We start from the raw sequence: 15,219 nt of genomic DNA, 5'->3' as shown, positions 1-15,219 counted from the left end.
GGCGTGGAGGAACCATCAGCAGAAAATGCCTCTTCTGAAAACTCCTGACCTATTTTCATTGACTCTTACATCCATTTTCATTAAGATGGTTATAACCTAGAAAACAGGTAGGAAATGGAGGGCGCAGATGCCGGATTTTGTACAGCTGATCCGCCGGAACTTCCGATTCGGCCGAATGTGATGACTGACTGCAAAGAGATACGTACAGTTCATCAGCAATCGGAAACAGGGAGGAACAGAACATGAGTGAAAACAAATACAGATTCGAAACCCGCCAGCTGCACGTGGGACAGGAAACTGCAGATCCCGCCACAGATGCCCGGGCAGTGCCCATCTATCAGACCACATCCTATGTCTTTCACGATGCACAGCATGCAGCGGACCGGTTCGGTCTGGCAGATGCCGGCAACATCTACGGCCGGCTGACCAATTCCACCCAGGATGTGCTGGAAAAGCGCATCGCCGCACTGGAAGGCGGTGTGGCGGGACTGGCTACGGCTTCCGGTGCAGCGGCCATCACCTATGTCATCCTGGCAGCCGCCCAGACCGGCGATCACATCGTCGCGCAGAATACGATTTACGGCGGCAGTCACAACCTGCTGGAGCACACCCTGCGGGATTACGGGATTGAAACCACCTTCGTGAACACCCATGATCTCCATGAGGTGCAGGCTGCCATCCGGCCGGAAACCCGGGCAGTGTTTCTGGAGACTCTGGGAAATCCCAATTCCGATATCGCAGATGTGGATGCCATTGCCCGGATTGCCCATGAACGGGGGATCCCTGTGATCATAGACAATACCTTTGGCACACCATACTTCTTTCGCCCTCTGGAACACGGCGCGGACATTGTGGTGCATTCTGCGACAAAATTCATCGGCGGCCACGGGACTTCCCTGGGTGGCATCATTGTGGATGGAGGAACCTTTGACTGGACAAGCGGGCGCTACCCCCGCTTCTCCCGGCCCAATCCCTCGTATCACGGTGTGGTCTTCGGGGATCTGCCCGCTCCCTTTGTCACGTACATCCGGGCAATCCTTCTCCGGGACACCGGTGCGGCAATTTCCCCCTTCAATGCCTTCCTGCTGCTGCAGGGGACCGAGACACTGTCCCTGCGTCTGGAACGTCATGCGGAAAACGCACGGAAGGTGGTGGAGTGGCTGGATGGACATCCGCATGTGACCAGAGTGAATCATCCCGCTCTGCCCAATCACCCGGATCACGCCCTGTATCAGCGGTATTTCCCCGACGGCGGTGGCTCGATTTTCACCTTCGATATCGAAGGAAGTCAGAAAGAAGCGCACCGGTTCATTGACGGACTGGAGCTCTTCAGCCTGCTGGCCAATGTGGCGGATGTCAAATCCCTGGTGATCCACCCGGCCACCACCACCCATGCGCAGCTCTCGAAGGAAGAACTGGAAAAGCAGGGCATTCACGAAGCCACGATCCGGCTCTCCATTGGCACGGAGCACATCGTGGATATCCTGGATGATCTGGAAAAAGGGTTCCAGGCGGCTTTCGGTCCGGATAACCGGCCGTGAACCGCCCCTCAGTCTGTACAGAATACAGGACGGATGACACTTCCAGCCCGGTCTGAACCGGTCCGGCGGTGTTTTCCGTCTTTTTTTATTGTCAGACCGGCGTTTGGATGAAACAATGAAATAGATTTACCGAAGGAAAGTAAAGAAAAGGAGTTCTTATGGACGAGAATGTCTCAATGGTCCTCAGTCTGCTGACGGGCGTGGCGCTGTTCCTCTTCGGAATGTCTTCCATGTCCGATGGCCTGAAGAAAGTGGCCGGAAACAAAATGGAGATGATCCTGTACAAACTCACCAACACCCCTCTGAAGGGATTTCTGCTGGGAACCGCGGTCACCTGTGCCGTGCAGTCCTCCAGTGCAGCCACGGTGATGGTCATCGGCTTTGTGAATTCCGGCATGATGAAATTCACCCAGGCCATTGCGGTGATCCTGGGGGCCAACATCGGCACGAGCATTACCGGCTGGATCGTGTCTCTTTCCTATGTGGAAGGCGCCGGCTGGGCTTCCTATTTCTCCAGCACCACGATTACGGCAGCGGTGGCAGTGGCCGGCATGCTGCTGCATATGTTCGCCAAGAAAGATGTGCTCAAGAGTACCGGGGCGATCCTGCTGGGCTTTGCCGTGCTGATGGCCGGCATGTCCATGATGTCCGGAGCCGTGGCACCATTGCGGACCAACCCGGTGTTCATCAACACCATGGTGGCGCTGAACAATCCGCTGTTGGCGGGGCTTTTCGGCATTGCCTTTGCCGCGGTGCTGCAGTCCAGTTCCGCCGCTGTGGGTGTGATTCAGGCGCTGTCCACCACCGGTGCCATTACATTTCAGGGGGCCTTTCCCATGGTCATGGGCATCGGCATTGGCGCTTCCTTCCCGGTACTGCTGGCAGCCATGGGCTCCAGCCGGGCGGGGCAGCGGACCAGTCTGGCCTACCTGGTGGTTTCCATCCTGGGCATGCTGCTGGGGGCACTGATCTACTATCCGCTGGAAATGACAGGGATCCTGGGCCTGAACGCCATGGTCATGGACCCTTTCACCATCGCCGCCACCAACACCCTGTACCGGTTCATCACCATGACGCTGATGCTGCCGGCGGTCAGGGGCATCCGCTCGCTGATCATGCTTCTGCTGCCGGTGAGCGCCGCGGAACAGGAAGATCAGCCGGATTTCGAGAAACTGGATTCCCGGCTGCTGCAGAACCCGGAACTGGCTTATGAACGGGCCATGGAAGTCATGGACGGCATGGCGAAAAAAGCCCGGAAGAATGTGCACCGGGCGATCCGTCTGCTGGAAAACTATTCCGATGAAGGCTACCGGAAGGTGGAGCATCTGGAAAAGACACTGAACAAATACGAAGACAAGCTGGGGAAGTACCTGGTGGCGATCATGTCCATGTCCATCAGCGAAGATCAGTCCCGTTCCATCTCCAAGAGCCTGCAGGCCATCGGTGATTTTGAATCCATTGGCGACTATGCCCTGGAAATCGCGGAGCTGGCCCGGTCGGTGAATCAGAAGAAGGATAACTTCTCCCTGGAGGCCCGGGACGAACTGGCGGTGATGAGCGCCGCAGTGGAGGAAAGCATTGATCTGACAGTGGAGGCATTCCTGAGCGACGATGCGTCCCGGATCCGGCGGGTGTTCCCGCTGCGGGAGCTGGTGACGGTGTCGGCGGATGAAATCAAGAAACGCCACATCCGCCGGCTGCAGGAGGGCAAGTGTTCCATGGAAATGGGCTTCATCCAGAGCGAGATCCTGGTGAACATGCAGCGTATTGTGGATCACTGCGCGAACATTGCCCTGGACATGGTGAAACAGGCGGAGCAGGACTTCAATGTTCACCGGTTCCTGCGCAAGTACCAGGAACAGTCCAGGAGCGAATACGCCGATCTGCTGTCTCAGTATGAAGTGAAGTACAACATCAACGAACCGGCTGTTCAGACAGGGTCTGCCTGAGAATGACGGTTTCGTGAAGACAGCAGGAAAAACCGACACCATACAACCCGGAAACCGGTCTGTTGCATACAGCGGCTTCCGGGTTTTTTCCTGCAGCACCGGGCAGAAAACCAGGGAATGAAGGCTGCTCCCAGGTCGCTGCGGGAAAATGACTTTCCGGCAAACCGCCTGTACTCGAATGCGTCGGATTCTGCTATAGTATGAAATATGGAACTATCACATACAAACGACTCGCGATCACAGCCTTGCCAGATCAACAACCCGCAGCAGTCCTCACACCCGCAGCCCCTCATGCCGGATCCAGGCAGTCAGCCGCAGCCGGGCGTCATTCTCCGCCAGATCCGCACAGAACGGAATCTTTCTCTGGAACAGGTTGCAGTCATGACCGGCGTCTCCCGCCCGATGCTTTCTCAGATCGAACGGGGCAGCTCCACTCCCACCGTGACCACGCTGTGGAAACTGGCCTCCGGGCTGAAAGTGCCGCTGTCGCGGCTGACCCGTCCCGCTTCCGTGACCCTGCTTCGTTCCCTGCAGCAGGATCCCATCGAAGAGGAAGACGGGAAGATGAAAGCCTGGCTCCTGTTTCCCTTTGATCCGGACAACGGAACCGAAATCTGGCGGGTCACGCTGGATGCCGGCTGCGTGCATTCATCTCAGGCACATGCCCCAGGCACCCGGGAATACATTCTGATGGAATCCGGCGATCTGACCATGACCGTCGGGTCATGCAGGGAACAGCTGACCTCCCGCCAGGCGCTGCAGTTTGGCGCAGATACAGCCCATCAGTATGCGACAGCAGACGGATGCTCCTTTTACAACGTCATCACCTATCAGTGACACGATCTGCAGACATCCGCAAAGAAGCAAAGAAGAGGAGGGAACGACATGTACGAACTGAAGAATATCAAAGGCAATACCTGGATCATTGAATCTCCCGCAAAAGTTGGCCTTGTCCAGGTGACAGACAATCGGGTGGTACTCATCGATTCCGGCAGTGACAAAGAAGCCGGACCGAAAATCCGGCAGATCCTGGACAGACACCGGTGGCAGCTGGAAGCCATTTACATCACCCACTCCAACGCGGATCACATCGGCGGCTGCCGCTTTCTGCAGGACCGCACCGGCTGCAGCATCTATGCCCCGGGCATCGAATGCGCCTTTACGGAATATCCGCTGCTGGAGCCTTCCTTTCTCTATGGCGGGTATCCATTCAAAGAGCTGCAGCACAAGTTTCTCATGGCCCAGCCCAGTCACTGCAGGCAGCTTGCGGAAGCCGATCTTCCTGCCGGCTGGTCGCTGATCCGGCAGCCGGGGCATTTCTTCGATATGGTCGGTTTCCGGACCCCGGATGATGTGGTCTTTCTGGCGGACTGCCTCAGCTCCCGCCAGACTCTGGAGAAGTACGGGATTCCTTTTATATATGACGTAAAGGCCTATCTGGAAACGCTGGACATGATCCGAAATCTGAAGGCGGCTTTCTTTGTACCGGCTCATGCCACGGTGACAGAAGACATCAGGGCGTTGGCGCTGTTCAATCAGCAGCATACTGAGTTTTTGCTGATCCGGGTCCGGGACATTCTGACAGAACCGAACACCTTTGAAGATCTGCTGGCTGCTTTATGCGATGAATACGGAATCCGGCTGGATCCAGCGCAGTATGTACTCGTTGGCAGCACGGTCCGCTCTTTCCTTTCTTATCTGAAGGATGCGGGTGAAGCCAAATACTGGTTCGAAGGAGGAAAAATGTGGTGGAAGAGGCAGGGAATCAGCCTCAGCTGACTGCGACAAAAGAAATGAAAAACGCATCGGATACGAATTCTGCAGTCCGATGCGTTTCTGTAGTGTAACTGCCGATGATGGCCAGGACAGTCACTGATTCTGACTGGAATCGCTTTGCTGCTTGAGCATGATCCAGAGTCCGACGCCCATGACAATGGAAAATGCAAAATGCGTGAGCAGTTTGTCTGTCAGCTCAGAGGTTCCTCCGTAGCACAGAATCAGAAAAGCCAGCTCCCAGGTCCAGCCCAGAGGGATCCAGATGCGGTTTTTCATGGAAGGAAGCAGGTTCCGCAGAAAGAAATACGCCGCAATCAGACACAGTCCCAGAATGATCAGCGCCATCAGACCAGTCCAGTTTATCTGACTGCCTTCCAGCCTGCCGCTGACAAATCCTGCAATATCTGCCGGCGGGTTGATCATCAGTACGACCAGGACTGTGAGGACAATCAGGATCATGAGCCAGAGAAATGCATGTTTCATGGTATGCCTCCACTTAAATATGATGGTAGTTTCTTACATGAATGAGTGTGTCATTCTAACTGGGCTAGTTGCTATATAGCTAACATGATAAGATTCAGTGTCTATCCCCATAAACAGGTTGTAAAATCCCATGCAATTTTAATACCGAATTGTGCCGCAACAGCCCAGAAGGTAATCGAACCGCTCAATAATTTCACTGCGTCTGTAAGATTTAAACCTGTTGCCTGTACAATACATGTAGCCACTTTTGCATATTTCGTTGGATTAGCAATTACATCTTGCCAGTTTCCGTAGTTGTAATCTGGCCAGTCAGATTCATAAGGTTCAATTCCGTAATTTTCTGCAGCAGCAACAGGCAGTGCGTTTATAACAGGGATTGAAAACAGTGCTAGTTGGAGAGCAAGAAAAGCGCTAACCATTTTTTTCATATTTACCTCTTGTTATTAGTAATTATTGTCGGGTATCAGCTAATTGATTTGAGAGTTTGAATATCTGCTATGGCTGGTCACTTAGAGCTATTTCTTTTAGTTTGTCATTAACAGGGTCTGTCCCCTGAACGGCCCAGTTAACTGTACCATTGTCAACTTCTAGCAATCCGGGTGTTCCTGTCAAGCAGGTTTTTGAATTTGCGGAGCAAGCAGTGAGAGAATCTTTGATCTCTTCATCTGCTTCAAGGATATGCAAAGGGATCTGATTGTAGTTCCGAAGGTAATGGGCAATGACCGGATCAAGCATATCGCAAAAATAACAGTTTTCATTTGTGATAAAGAGCAGGTAAGGCTCAGTATCTACATGCAACGCATCATCAAAGCTGTCCACTTGCAATGTTTCCTGATCCATGAGTAATTCATCACTTTCAGATGATTCCAATTCAGATCTGGTTTCCTGAGATTCCGATTGTTTTGATTCGCTGGAACAGCCGATAAAGATAACAGCGAACAGGGACATAGAAATCAGAAGCCGAAGATACTTTTTTGAAATACAGCTTTTTCTAACTGGATACAATCGCATCACCTCTTTTATTTACAAACAGCTTACGAAGCTTAGCGGTTTCATCATAGTAAAATGCATGTGACATATTACGGAATCCACCTCAGTTGATACGTTTTCAAGCTATTGTGTAAGAAATTGCAATTAGCTACCTCAACCAAAGGTATAAGAGAGCCTTCTAAACGAACTAGGGAGCTATATGAAGTTAAATGCTGCCTTATACGGATTGTCGATAGTTATCATCGATGGAAAACCGAAAGCTGTGGACTTCTACAGCTGTGATAAAAAGGGCAGGGTAAACTCTTGAGCATCGTCAACAAATATCAATTTTCCCTTAACCTGGTAATAAATGCTGATTCTTATCTCATTTGTAAGCTTTTAGAGGATCATCTGCAGCCAGTTTTAGAACGTTGATTATCCAGATTCTTATCATGGAAGTTATGAGATATTCTTGTATAGGTTGCTCATATAAGATTTGGTGTAATAATTCTTCGGTCTGTCCCATAGCTTTTTACGTATTTATCCCCTCCACCTTCTGCGGTTGTACGGAATATGCATGTTTCAGAAGATGTCAGATTTAGGTTTTTTTCGCTATGCAAATGTATCGATTCACTTTCGTCCCTCCAGCGACTGCAGGCCAGCTTTGAATATTCTGGGATTCCAGCAGACACAACTGGTTTTTTTTCGGTCGGTTCCTGCCGGAATACACCTTTTTCAGCCCGAAATCCCGGCCTCCATCGGCAGGGAAAATCAAAATCATTTGCATTCATAAAGGGTCTGCGCTATACTCTGTACGTATGACTTGGGAAGGGAGGTTTGTCTGCATGCCTAAAGTTGTTGTCAAAGAGAACGAACAGCTCGATGACGCCCTGCGCCGGTTCAAGCGCCAGGTATCCCGCAACGGCACCCTTGCCGAGGCTCGTAAAAGAGAATTTTACGTGAAGCCGGGAGTACGCCGCAAGCTGAAATCTGAAGCTGCACGCAAAGCCCGTAGAGGAAAATAAACAAATAATCTGCTTTTGCAGATTTTTTTGTTTGAGAGGAAGAATATGGAAACCAAGACACTGAGCCTGGACTGCACGGACTACGACATGTCCCTGCTGCAGGTCCTGGCAGGCAGTCACGACGAAAATCTGGATGTGCTCTCCACCGCCTTCCGGGTTCCGGTGGTCCTGCGGGGGCATCAGATCAAGGTGCTGGAGGTTCGTCCGGAGGATGAAGAAGCCATTCTGGAGGTGCTGAACAAGGCGCTGGGCATCATTGATGAACGCCTGGAACTGTCCACTGCCGATATGAAGTATCTGTGCACCCTGGCCAAAGCCGGGAAACTGGCAGCCTTTTCCGCCGCCAGCCTGAAACCCGTGGCCCACACCAAAACCGGGCGTCCGGTGTATCCCCGGACAGCCGGGCAGGCAGCCCTGACCCAGGCGTTCGAGGACAGTGACATTGTCTTTGCGGTGGGAGCAGCGGGAACCGGAAAAACCTATCTGGCTGTGGCCTGGGCCGTGCAGCAGCTGAAAAAAGAGAAAATCGAGCGGATCATCCTGACCCGTCCGGCGGTGGAAGCCGGGGAATCCCTGGGCTTTCTGCCCGGTGACATGAAGGAAAAAGTCGATCCCTACCTGCGACCGCTCTATGATGCGCTGTATGAAATGCTCGGTCAGGAAACCGTGGACCGGTATCTGGAACGGGGCATCATTGAAATTGCACCCCTGGCCTTCATGCGGGGGCGCACACTGAACAAAGCCGTGGTGATCCTGGACGAAGCCCAGAACGCCACCAGAGCGCAGATGAAGATGTTCCTGACCCGGATGGGCCGCCAGTGCCGGATGATCGTCACCGGAGACGTGACCCAGATTGATCTGATCCGGCGCCAGGACTCCGGCCTGGTGCAGGCAGCGGCTTTGCTGGAGGATCTGGAAGGCATTTCCGTGATCCGGCTGACGGAACACGATGTGGTCCGCCATCCTCTGGTGGCGAAAATCATCGCCGCTTACGCATCTGTTGAATAAAGAACAGGCTGCGTGTAAAATATTGACCGAATGCGAAAGGTGAGATACTAATGGGCAGACATTTTGAGGTCCGTGCTGCAGCAATGCAGAAAACCGCGAACCAGAAAGCGAAAATCTATTCCCGCTACTCCAAGGAAATCCTGGTGGCAGCCAAGAACGGCGACCCCAACCCCGATATGAACCAGACGCTGAAGAAAGCCATCGAACGGGCCAAAGCCAACAACGTTCCGGCGGATGTCATCAAGCGTGCCATTGACAAGGCGAAATCCAGCGCCGACGAATCCTACAGCGAAGCCCGCTACGAAGGATTCGGCTCCGGCGGCGGCAGCACCATCATCATCGACTGTCTGACAGATAACGCCAACCGGACCATCGCCAATCTGCGGGCCTGCTTCAACAAGTCCCACGCGAAAATGGGTGTGGGCGGTTCCGTGTCCTTCGGCTACGAATATCTCGGCGTCATTGTCATTCCCTATGAAGATGAGGAAGCCATGATGGATGCGATGATTGAAAACGACATCGAGCTCAAGGACATCGAAATCGAAGACGGCTACATGACTGTCACCGTGGATCCCACCCAGCTGGATGATGCCAAGGAAGTCATCGACCGGCTGATCCCGGATGTCAAATACGAAGTTCTGGAATCCAAAATGGTTCCCAATGAAGAAGTGGAACTGCAGGGAGAAGACCTGGAGCTGTTCCGCCGTCTGGTGACCCTGCTGGATGACGTGGACGACGTCCAGAACGTATACCACAACGTATCGAACCTGAACTGATCGATCCGGAAAGCGGCAGCGTCAGCACGGCTGCTTTTCCGCCCGTCCCTGTCTGACAGGGACGTTTTTTGTACCGGAGGCCCATACTCCGGCCATCAGCCGCAGTCAGTTTGCAATACATGACAGGAGGAACCATCATGACTTATCAGATCCCCCGGGGCACCGCGGATCTTCTTCCGGATGACAGTCCGGCCTGGCAGGCGCTGGAACAGCACCTGAAGGATTTCTGTTACCTGTATGATTTCCGGGAAATCCGGACCCCGATCTTCGAACACACCAATGTGTTCAAACGCGAAAACGACTCCAGCGACATGGTGAACAAGGAAATGTACACCTTCACCCTGCCCGGATCGAAAACCAGTCTCACCATCCGCCCGGAGGGCACTGCCGGCGTGGTCCGCAGCTTTGTGGAAAACAAACTGTATGCCAGTCCGGACCTGCCCGCCAAGCTGTATTACCTCGGTCCCATGGCCCGGCACGAACGGCCGCAGAAAGGACGCCTGCGGATCTTCAATCAGTTCGGCGTGGAATCCCTGGGCGCCAAAAGTCCCTATGCGGATGCGGAAGTCATGGTCCTGGCTTACTCCATTCTGAAAAGCCTGGGTCTGTCCGATATCAGGATTCTGCTGAACACCCTGGGAGACGATGAAAGCCGCAGCGCCTACCGTCAGGCTCTGAAGGACTACTTTGCCCCCTATGTGCAGGATCTCTGCGGCGACTGCAAACGCCGTTATGAACAGAATCCGCTGCGGATCCTGGACTGCAAAGTGGACCACGACCTGGACTGCATGAAACACGCACCGAAAATGTCCGACTATCTCAACGAAGAATCCCGGACCTACTTCCGGACCGTCTGCGAAATCCTGGACCGTCTGGAGATACCCTATGAGGTGGAAGAAGACCTGGTGCGGGGACTGGACTACTATACCCACACCGTATTTGAAATCGTGTCGCTCAACCGGGAAATGGGCGCCCAGTCCACTGTTCTGGCCGGCGGGCGCTATGACAACCTGATTCCGTATTTCGGCGGACCCGAAGGCATGTCCGGCATTGGCTGGGCCCTGGGCCTGGAACGGCTGCTGATCGCCCTGCAGGCAGAAGGCATTTCTCTGCAGGAAGCCGCCGGCGTGGACTGCTATGTCATGGTCCTGGACGAGCAGGCCAGACTCTTCGCCTTCGAAGTGCTCACCGCCCTGCGGGCAGCGGGCTACCAGGCGGACATGGATTTCCAGGGCAGGGGATTCAAAGGCCAGTTCAAAGCCGCTGACCGCGCCCATGCAAAGCATGTGCTCATCATCGGCACGCGGGAGTTTGAACAGCAGGCTGTCACCGTCAAGAATGTGGCCGACCAGACCCAGGAAACCGTGCAGGCCGGGGCGCTGATCGAATACCTGGACGGTCAGGAAGCTGCCGGCGAACACGGCCATCACCATGAAGGACACGAAGAAGGCTGCCAGTGCGAGGCATGCCGGGGAGAATGACACTATGATGCGAACCATTGAAAACGGGACACTGCGCCCGGAACACATCGGCCAGGCTGTGGAGCTGGTGGGCTGGGTATCCAAAAAACGGAACTTCGGCCAGCTGTGCTTCATTGACCTGCGGGACCGGACGGGGATCTGCCAGCTGGTCTTTGACGAAGACAAAAAAGATGCGGTCAAAGATGTCCGCAACGAATACATCCTGCACGTAAAGGGCGTTGTGCGCGAACGCGCCAGCAAAAACCCCGAGCTTCCCACCGGAGATGTGGAGGTGGAAGTCACGGACTTCGACATCGTCAACAGTGCCGCCACCACCCCGCTGATCATTGCCGATCAGACCGATGCCCTGGAAGACACCCGGATGCAGTACCGCTACCTGGACCTGCGCCGTCCCCTGATGCAGAAACGCCTCATGGAACGCGCCGCCATTGTCCGGTCCATGCGGGAGTATCTGGACAATCACGGGTTCATTGAAGTGGAAACCCCGATGCTGGGCAAAAGCACCCCGGAAGGCGCCCGGGACTATCTCGTTCCCAGCCGCGTGCACCCCGGCAGCTTCTACGCCCTGCCGCAGTCACCCCAGCTGTACAAGCAGCTGCTCATGATCGCCGGCCTGGAACGGTACTATCAGTTCGCCCGCTGCTTCCGGGATGAAGACCTGCGGGCAGACCGGCAGACCGACTTCACCCAGGTGGATCTGGAAACCAGCTTCCTGGATGAGCAGGAAATCATGGGCATGATGGAAGAAATGCTGCAGAAGCTCATGAAAGACGTCAAGGGCCTCGATCTGCAGCTGCCCCTGCGCCAGATCACCTGGACCGACGCCATGAACACCTACGGCTCCGACAAACCGGATGACCGCTTCGGCATGGAGTTCCAGGATCTGAAGGATCTGTTTGCCAGCACGGAATTTGCTGTCTTCAAGGATGCCGAAGCCATCAAGGGCATCCAGGTGAAGGGACTGGAACATCTGTCCAACAAGGACATCAAGAAGTACACCGAAGTCGTGAAGAAAAACGGCGGCTCCGGTCTGGTGGTGCTGAAAGTCCAGGACGGCCAGCTCCATGGCTCCGCTGCGAAATTCCTCACTGATGCAGAAAAAGCCGCCCTGCTGGAAAACATGCAGGAAGGGGACGCCTGGTTCATCGTCTCCGGCCCCTGGCTGAAAACCGTCACGGCTCTGGGTGCTTTGCGGAACGAACTGGGGTCCATCATGGGTCTGAAGAAAAAAGACGAGTTCTCCTTCCTCTGGGTCGTGGATTTCCCGATGTTCGAGTGGAGCGAAGAGGAAAACCGCTGGACCGCCTGCCACCACCCCTTCACTCAGCCCAAAGCCGAGGATATCCCGCTGCTGGAATCCGACCCCGGCGCCGTGAAAGCCAACGCCTATGACATCGTCCTCAACGGGTACGAGCTGGGAGGCGGCAGCCTGCGTATCCATGACAACAAGCTGCAGAAACAGATCTTCGAGATCCTGGGACTGTCTGATGAGGACATCCGCAAAAAGTTCGGCTTCTTCATTGATGCCTTCCAGTACGGTACCCCGCCGCACGGTGGACTGGCCTTCGGTCTGGACCGCATTGCCATGATCCTTACCGGCAGCGATTCCATCCGGGATGTGATTGCCTTCCCGAAAAACGCCGCTGCCAACGATCCCATGTCCAAAGCCCCCACACCTGTGGACCAGGCACAGCTGGACGAACTGAAGCTCGCCGTGGTCTCTGACTGATTCAGAGCGGCATCAAGGCCTGAAACCGGTTCTGCCGGAATCAGGCTTTTTTTCGAACCGGTTCATGCCGATGGGCTGCGCCCTGACAGGGCATCAAAGGCAGCGGTGCGGGACCGGCCGGCCATGACAGGAGAACAGCGGCTGGTCCATCCGGTGCCGGAAATTGTTGAATGTTATACCGGTTACAATACATAAGAATTTGGCTTGTATTCCAAACCCGAATTTACTATGATGGATGTGCCCAAGGATAATACAGTTTTTCCTACATGAAGAGATACGGGCAGACGGACGTTGCCTGTTTGTGTTGAATACCGACTACGTTGCCGGGATCCTAAAATCAGACACAGTCAGCCCACCTGTAGATACAGGGAAAAATCTCAGTTCTTGGGTATTTGTGCGAAATAAGGCGGAGAGGATTCACCAGTCCTCTCCTTTTTTTGCCCCCTATGTTCCGGTTCGCCCGGTCTGCGTGCAGCCAAGAAAAAAACAGGATCTGTTTTCGGGAATGTGTTCTTTTTCCCGTACAGATCCTGTTTTGCGTCTGTCTTCATTCCATAGGCGGCAGGGAATCCAGTGCCTGCATCTGGTCCGGTGTCAGTTCAAAATCGAAGACATCCAGATTTTCCCGGATCCTGGCGGCATTGGCGGATTTGGGAATGGGAATGAATCCTTTCTGGATCTCCCAGCGCAGGCAGATCTGCGCCGGCGATTTTCCGTGTTCCTGTGCCAGCTGCCGGAGCAGATGATTGTTCAGCACCCGGCCCCGCCCCAGAGGGCTCCAGGCCATGACCTGAATTCCGTGCTGCCGGCAGAAATCCGTCACAGTTTCCTGCTTCCATCCCGGATGAACCATGATCTGGTTGACCATGGGAACGATTTCCATGTCAAACAGCGGCAGCAGGTTTTCCGGCATGAAGTTGGATACGCCAATGGCCCGGACCCTGCCGGCTTTGTACAGGTCGATCAGCGCCTGCCAGGTGGAGCGGTCCAGTTCCGGATCCCCGGAGGGCCAGTGAATCAGGTACAGATCCAGATACTCCAGTCCCAGATCCGCCAGGCTTTTTTCGAAACTTTCCAGTGTCTGTTCATACCCCATGGCGTCTTTCCACACCTTGCTGGTGACAAACAGGTCTTCGCGTTTCGCGCCCTCATCCATCGCCTGACAAAGTCCCTGACCCACGCCGGTTTCGTTGTGATAAAACGAAGCACCGTCAATCAGACGGTATCCATCTTGAATCGCATCCAGCACGCAGGATGCAGCCTGTGCGTTGTCCAGCAGATAGGTGCCGAACCCGATGGCTGGCACAGTCACCCCGTTGGAGAGAGTCTTTCTTTCACTTTTCACCATGAAATCAATCTATCACTGGCGGATGGAAGAAACAATTCTGCTGTCTGTCCAGGTGTCATACCAGGGATCGTGTCCGGTGATCAGATCCGCTGATTCCTTCAGACACAGCAGCAGCCAGAACAGGATCCCGGCAAAATCAAAGGGGAACCACAGTCTGGCAGCCAGCAGCGGCAGCCAGAGCAGCCCTGCCAGACTGAATATACCCCGCAGCAGCCGGCCGGTGAGCCCGTGACCGGATTCCACCTGCAAAGAAACAGTCATCATCCCCAGGGTACGTCCGCAGGCCATGGAGATCAGGATATACAGCGTGATCATCTCCGGCCACCAGCGACCGCACCAGAAGACTGTGAAAACCAGGCACAGTCCATCCACAAAGGCGGCCAGAATCCTGCGAAGAGCCGAGACGTGTTCACCGGCTTTGAGACTGGCGGCATCCACCTGGGACCGGGCGGGCAGGATTTTCATTACTGGTCCCATCACCACCCATCCCAGCAGGCCGCCCAGCGTGTTGGCCAGCAGGTCATCCACATCGAAGAGCCGGTAGGGGCGGGGATACAGTCCATACAGACCCGAAAGCTGTGTCAGCTCGAAGAACAGCGACAGGCCAAAGGAGATCAGAAGGCTTTTTCCCAGACTGAACCCGAACCAGTACCGCAGGTACATGCCCAGCGGCACCAGCATCAGGATGTTGAAGGCAAACTGCCACAGGGCGGGATTGTGCCAGATGCCATGAGAGGGCATTTCCTTCAGGAAATCCCGCAGGACGCCGAAGAGATCCAGATTCATTTCCCGGCCGGTCATGTGTGTCACAGCTTCCCGGCTGGGAAGGGGCAGGATCACGAGGAAATACACCGTCATGAGATACAGAATCAGAGAATAGACCACCAGAATCCGGAAAGACCACAGAGATCCGTATTTGTGGTAGTTGTAGAATGCATAGGGCGCTGTAAACAGCAGCGCGACAAAGGGAAACCAGACAAAGGAATCCCGGATCACCTGAATATACTCGTTCATGGCTGCATCGTATCCTGTCCGGACTGTCCGGTCTCTTACATTGCTGACATCTGCCAGGAAACCGCAGGCAGCGGGACGAAAAAAGCTGCCGGAAACGGGCAGCTGGCCGGATTTTGAACT

At 54.4% G+C, this 15,219-nt stretch carries 14 protein-coding genes; 9 read left to right on the top strand and 5 right to left on the bottom strand.

The window, feature by feature from the left end:
- Positions 1 to 242: 242 nt before the first annotated feature.
- The 4 genes from QZ305_RS06395 to QZ305_RS06380 all read left to right on the top strand — a co-directional run bounded on the left by QZ305_RS06395 (position 243) and on the right by QZ305_RS06380 (position 5,269).
- Positions 243 to 1,541: an O-acetylhomoserine aminocarboxypropyltransferase/cysteine synthase family protein gene (locus tag QZ305_RS06395; protein WP_294730908.1), complete on the top strand. Its 1,299-nt coding sequence runs from the start codon at positions 243 to 245 to the stop codon at positions 1,539 to 1,541.
- 158 nt (positions 1,542 to 1,699) lie between these two features.
- Entirely contained in the window at positions 1,700 to 3,490 is a 1,791-nt protein-coding gene (locus QZ305_RS06390; RefSeq protein WP_294730907.1) for a Na/Pi cotransporter family protein, read from the top strand.
- Between the two features lie 207 nt (positions 3,491 to 3,697).
- Positions 3,698 to 4,327: a helix-turn-helix domain-containing protein gene (locus QZ305_RS06385; RefSeq protein ID WP_294730906.1), complete on the top strand. Its 630-nt coding sequence runs from the start codon at positions 3,698 to 3,700 to the stop codon at positions 4,325 to 4,327.
- 48 nt (positions 4,328 to 4,375) lie between these two features.
- Entirely contained in the window at positions 4,376 to 5,269 is an 894-nt protein-coding gene (locus QZ305_RS06380) for an MBL fold metallo-hydrolase (protein WP_294730905.1), read from the top strand.
- Between the two features lie 90 nt (positions 5,270 to 5,359).
- Here QZ305_RS06380 and QZ305_RS06375 read toward each other — a convergent pair whose 3' ends face one another.
- The 3 genes from QZ305_RS06375 to QZ305_RS06365 form a co-directional block, all read right to left on the bottom strand.
- Complete coding sequence (locus QZ305_RS06375; RefSeq protein ID WP_294730904.1) at positions 5,360 to 5,749, bottom strand: hypothetical protein; 390 nt, start codon at positions 5,747 to 5,749, stop codon at positions 5,360 to 5,362.
- Positions 5,750 to 5,850: 101 nt separating this feature from the next.
- Positions 5,851 to 6,177, bottom strand: a complete 327-nt coding sequence (locus QZ305_RS06370; RefSeq protein ID WP_294730903.1) for a hypothetical protein — start codon at positions 6,175 to 6,177, stop codon at positions 5,851 to 5,853.
- A 67-nt stretch (positions 6,178 to 6,244) separates the two neighbouring features.
- Positions 6,245 to 6,589 carry a hypothetical protein gene (locus QZ305_RS06365; protein WP_294730902.1) on the bottom strand — a complete coding sequence of 115 codons (345 nt, stop codon included), beginning with the start codon at positions 6,587 to 6,589 and terminating at the stop codon, positions 6,245 to 6,247.
- Between the two features lie 974 nt (positions 6,590 to 7,563).
- Between QZ305_RS06365 and rpsU the strand changes: the two genes are divergently transcribed.
- From rpsU to aspS, 5 genes are all read left to right on the top strand, one after another.
- On the top strand, positions 7,564 to 7,743 hold the full coding sequence (rpsU, locus tag QZ305_RS06360) for a 30S ribosomal protein S21 (RefSeq protein WP_022355884.1): 180 nt from the start codon (positions 7,564 to 7,566) through the stop codon (positions 7,741 to 7,743).
- Positions 7,744 to 7,788: 45 nt separating this feature from the next.
- Positions 7,789 to 8,751 carry a PhoH family protein gene (locus QZ305_RS06355; protein WP_294730901.1) on the top strand — a complete coding sequence of 321 codons (963 nt, stop codon included), beginning with the start codon at positions 7,789 to 7,791 and terminating at the stop codon, positions 8,749 to 8,751.
- Positions 8,752 to 8,801: 50 nt separating this feature from the next.
- Positions 8,802 to 9,527, top strand: a complete 726-nt coding sequence (locus QZ305_RS06350) for a YebC/PmpR family DNA-binding transcriptional regulator (protein ID WP_294730899.1) — start codon at positions 8,802 to 8,804, stop codon at positions 9,525 to 9,527.
- 137 nt (positions 9,528 to 9,664) lie between these two features.
- Complete coding sequence (gene hisS / locus QZ305_RS06345; RefSeq protein ID WP_294730898.1) at positions 9,665 to 11,008, top strand: histidine--tRNA ligase; 1,344 nt, start codon at positions 9,665 to 9,667, stop codon at positions 11,006 to 11,008.
- A 4-nt stretch (positions 11,009 to 11,012) separates the two neighbouring features.
- A complete protein-coding gene (gene aspS, locus QZ305_RS06340; protein ID WP_294730896.1) occupies positions 11,013 to 12,737 on the top strand; it encodes an aspartate--tRNA ligase in 1,725 nt (574 codons plus the stop codon).
- Between the two features lie 547 nt (positions 12,738 to 13,284).
- Here aspS and QZ305_RS06335 read toward each other — a convergent pair.
- Both QZ305_RS06335 and QZ305_RS06330 read right to left on the bottom strand, forming a co-directional pair.
- Positions 13,285 to 14,085 (bottom strand): aldo/keto reductase, encoded by an 801-nt coding sequence (locus QZ305_RS06335; RefSeq protein ID WP_294730894.1) that lies wholly within the window; start codon positions 14,083 to 14,085, stop codon positions 13,285 to 13,287.
- Positions 14,086 to 14,097: 12 nt separating this feature from the next.
- Positions 14,098 to 15,099 carry a VanZ family protein gene (locus tag QZ305_RS06330; protein ID WP_294730892.1) on the bottom strand — a complete coding sequence of 334 codons (1,002 nt, stop codon included), beginning with the start codon at positions 15,097 to 15,099 and terminating at the stop codon, positions 14,098 to 14,100.
- Positions 15,100 to 15,219 lie beyond the last annotated feature (120 nt).

This window comes from uncultured Faecalibaculum sp. (assembly GCF_910588395.1).
Taxonomy (GTDB): Bacteria; Bacillota_I; Bacilli_A; order Erysipelotrichales; family Erysipelotrichaceae; genus Faecalibaculum.
This window is presented reverse-complemented; position numbering and strand designations above follow the sequence as displayed.

Coding starts and splice junctions, on each gene's coding strand:
- QZ305_RS06395 (WP_294730908.1), top strand. CDS start 243: ATGAGTGAAAACAAATACAGATTCGAAACCCGCCAGCTGCACGTGGGA.
- QZ305_RS06390 (WP_294730907.1), top strand. CDS start 1,700: ATGGACGAGAATGTCTCAATGGTCCTCAGTCTGCTGACGGGCGTGGCG.
- QZ305_RS06385 (WP_294730906.1), top strand. CDS start 3,698: ATGGAACTATCACATACAAACGACTCGCGATCACAGCCTTGCCAGATC.
- QZ305_RS06380 (WP_294730905.1), top strand. CDS start 4,376: ATGTACGAACTGAAGAATATCAAAGGCAATACCTGGATCATTGAATCT.
- QZ305_RS06375 (WP_294730904.1), bottom strand. CDS start 5,749: ATGAAACATGCATTTCTCTGGCTCATGATCCTGATTGTCCTCACAGTC.
- QZ305_RS06370 (WP_294730903.1), bottom strand. CDS start 6,177: ATGAAAAAAATGGTTAGCGCTTTTCTTGCTCTCCAACTAGCACTGTTT.
- QZ305_RS06365 (WP_294730902.1), bottom strand. CDS start 6,589: ATGGATCAGGAAACATTGCAAGTGGACAGCTTTGATGATGCGTTGCAT.
- rpsU (WP_022355884.1), top strand. CDS start 7,564: ATGCCTAAAGTTGTTGTCAAAGAGAACGAACAGCTCGATGACGCCCTG.
- QZ305_RS06355 (WP_294730901.1), top strand. CDS start 7,789: ATGGAAACCAAGACACTGAGCCTGGACTGCACGGACTACGACATGTCC.
- QZ305_RS06350 (WP_294730899.1), top strand. CDS start 8,802: ATGGGCAGACATTTTGAGGTCCGTGCTGCAGCAATGCAGAAAACCGCG.
- hisS (WP_294730898.1), top strand. CDS start 9,665: ATGACTTATCAGATCCCCCGGGGCACCGCGGATCTTCTTCCGGATGAC.
- aspS (WP_294730896.1), top strand. CDS start 11,013: ATGATGCGAACCATTGAAAACGGGACACTGCGCCCGGAACACATCGGC.
- QZ305_RS06335 (WP_294730894.1), bottom strand. CDS start 14,085: ATGGTGAAAAGTGAAAGAAAGACTCTCTCCAACGGGGTGACTGTGCCA.
- QZ305_RS06330 (WP_294730892.1), bottom strand. CDS start 15,099: ATGAACGAGTATATTCAGGTGATCCGGGATTCCTTTGTCTGGTTTCCC.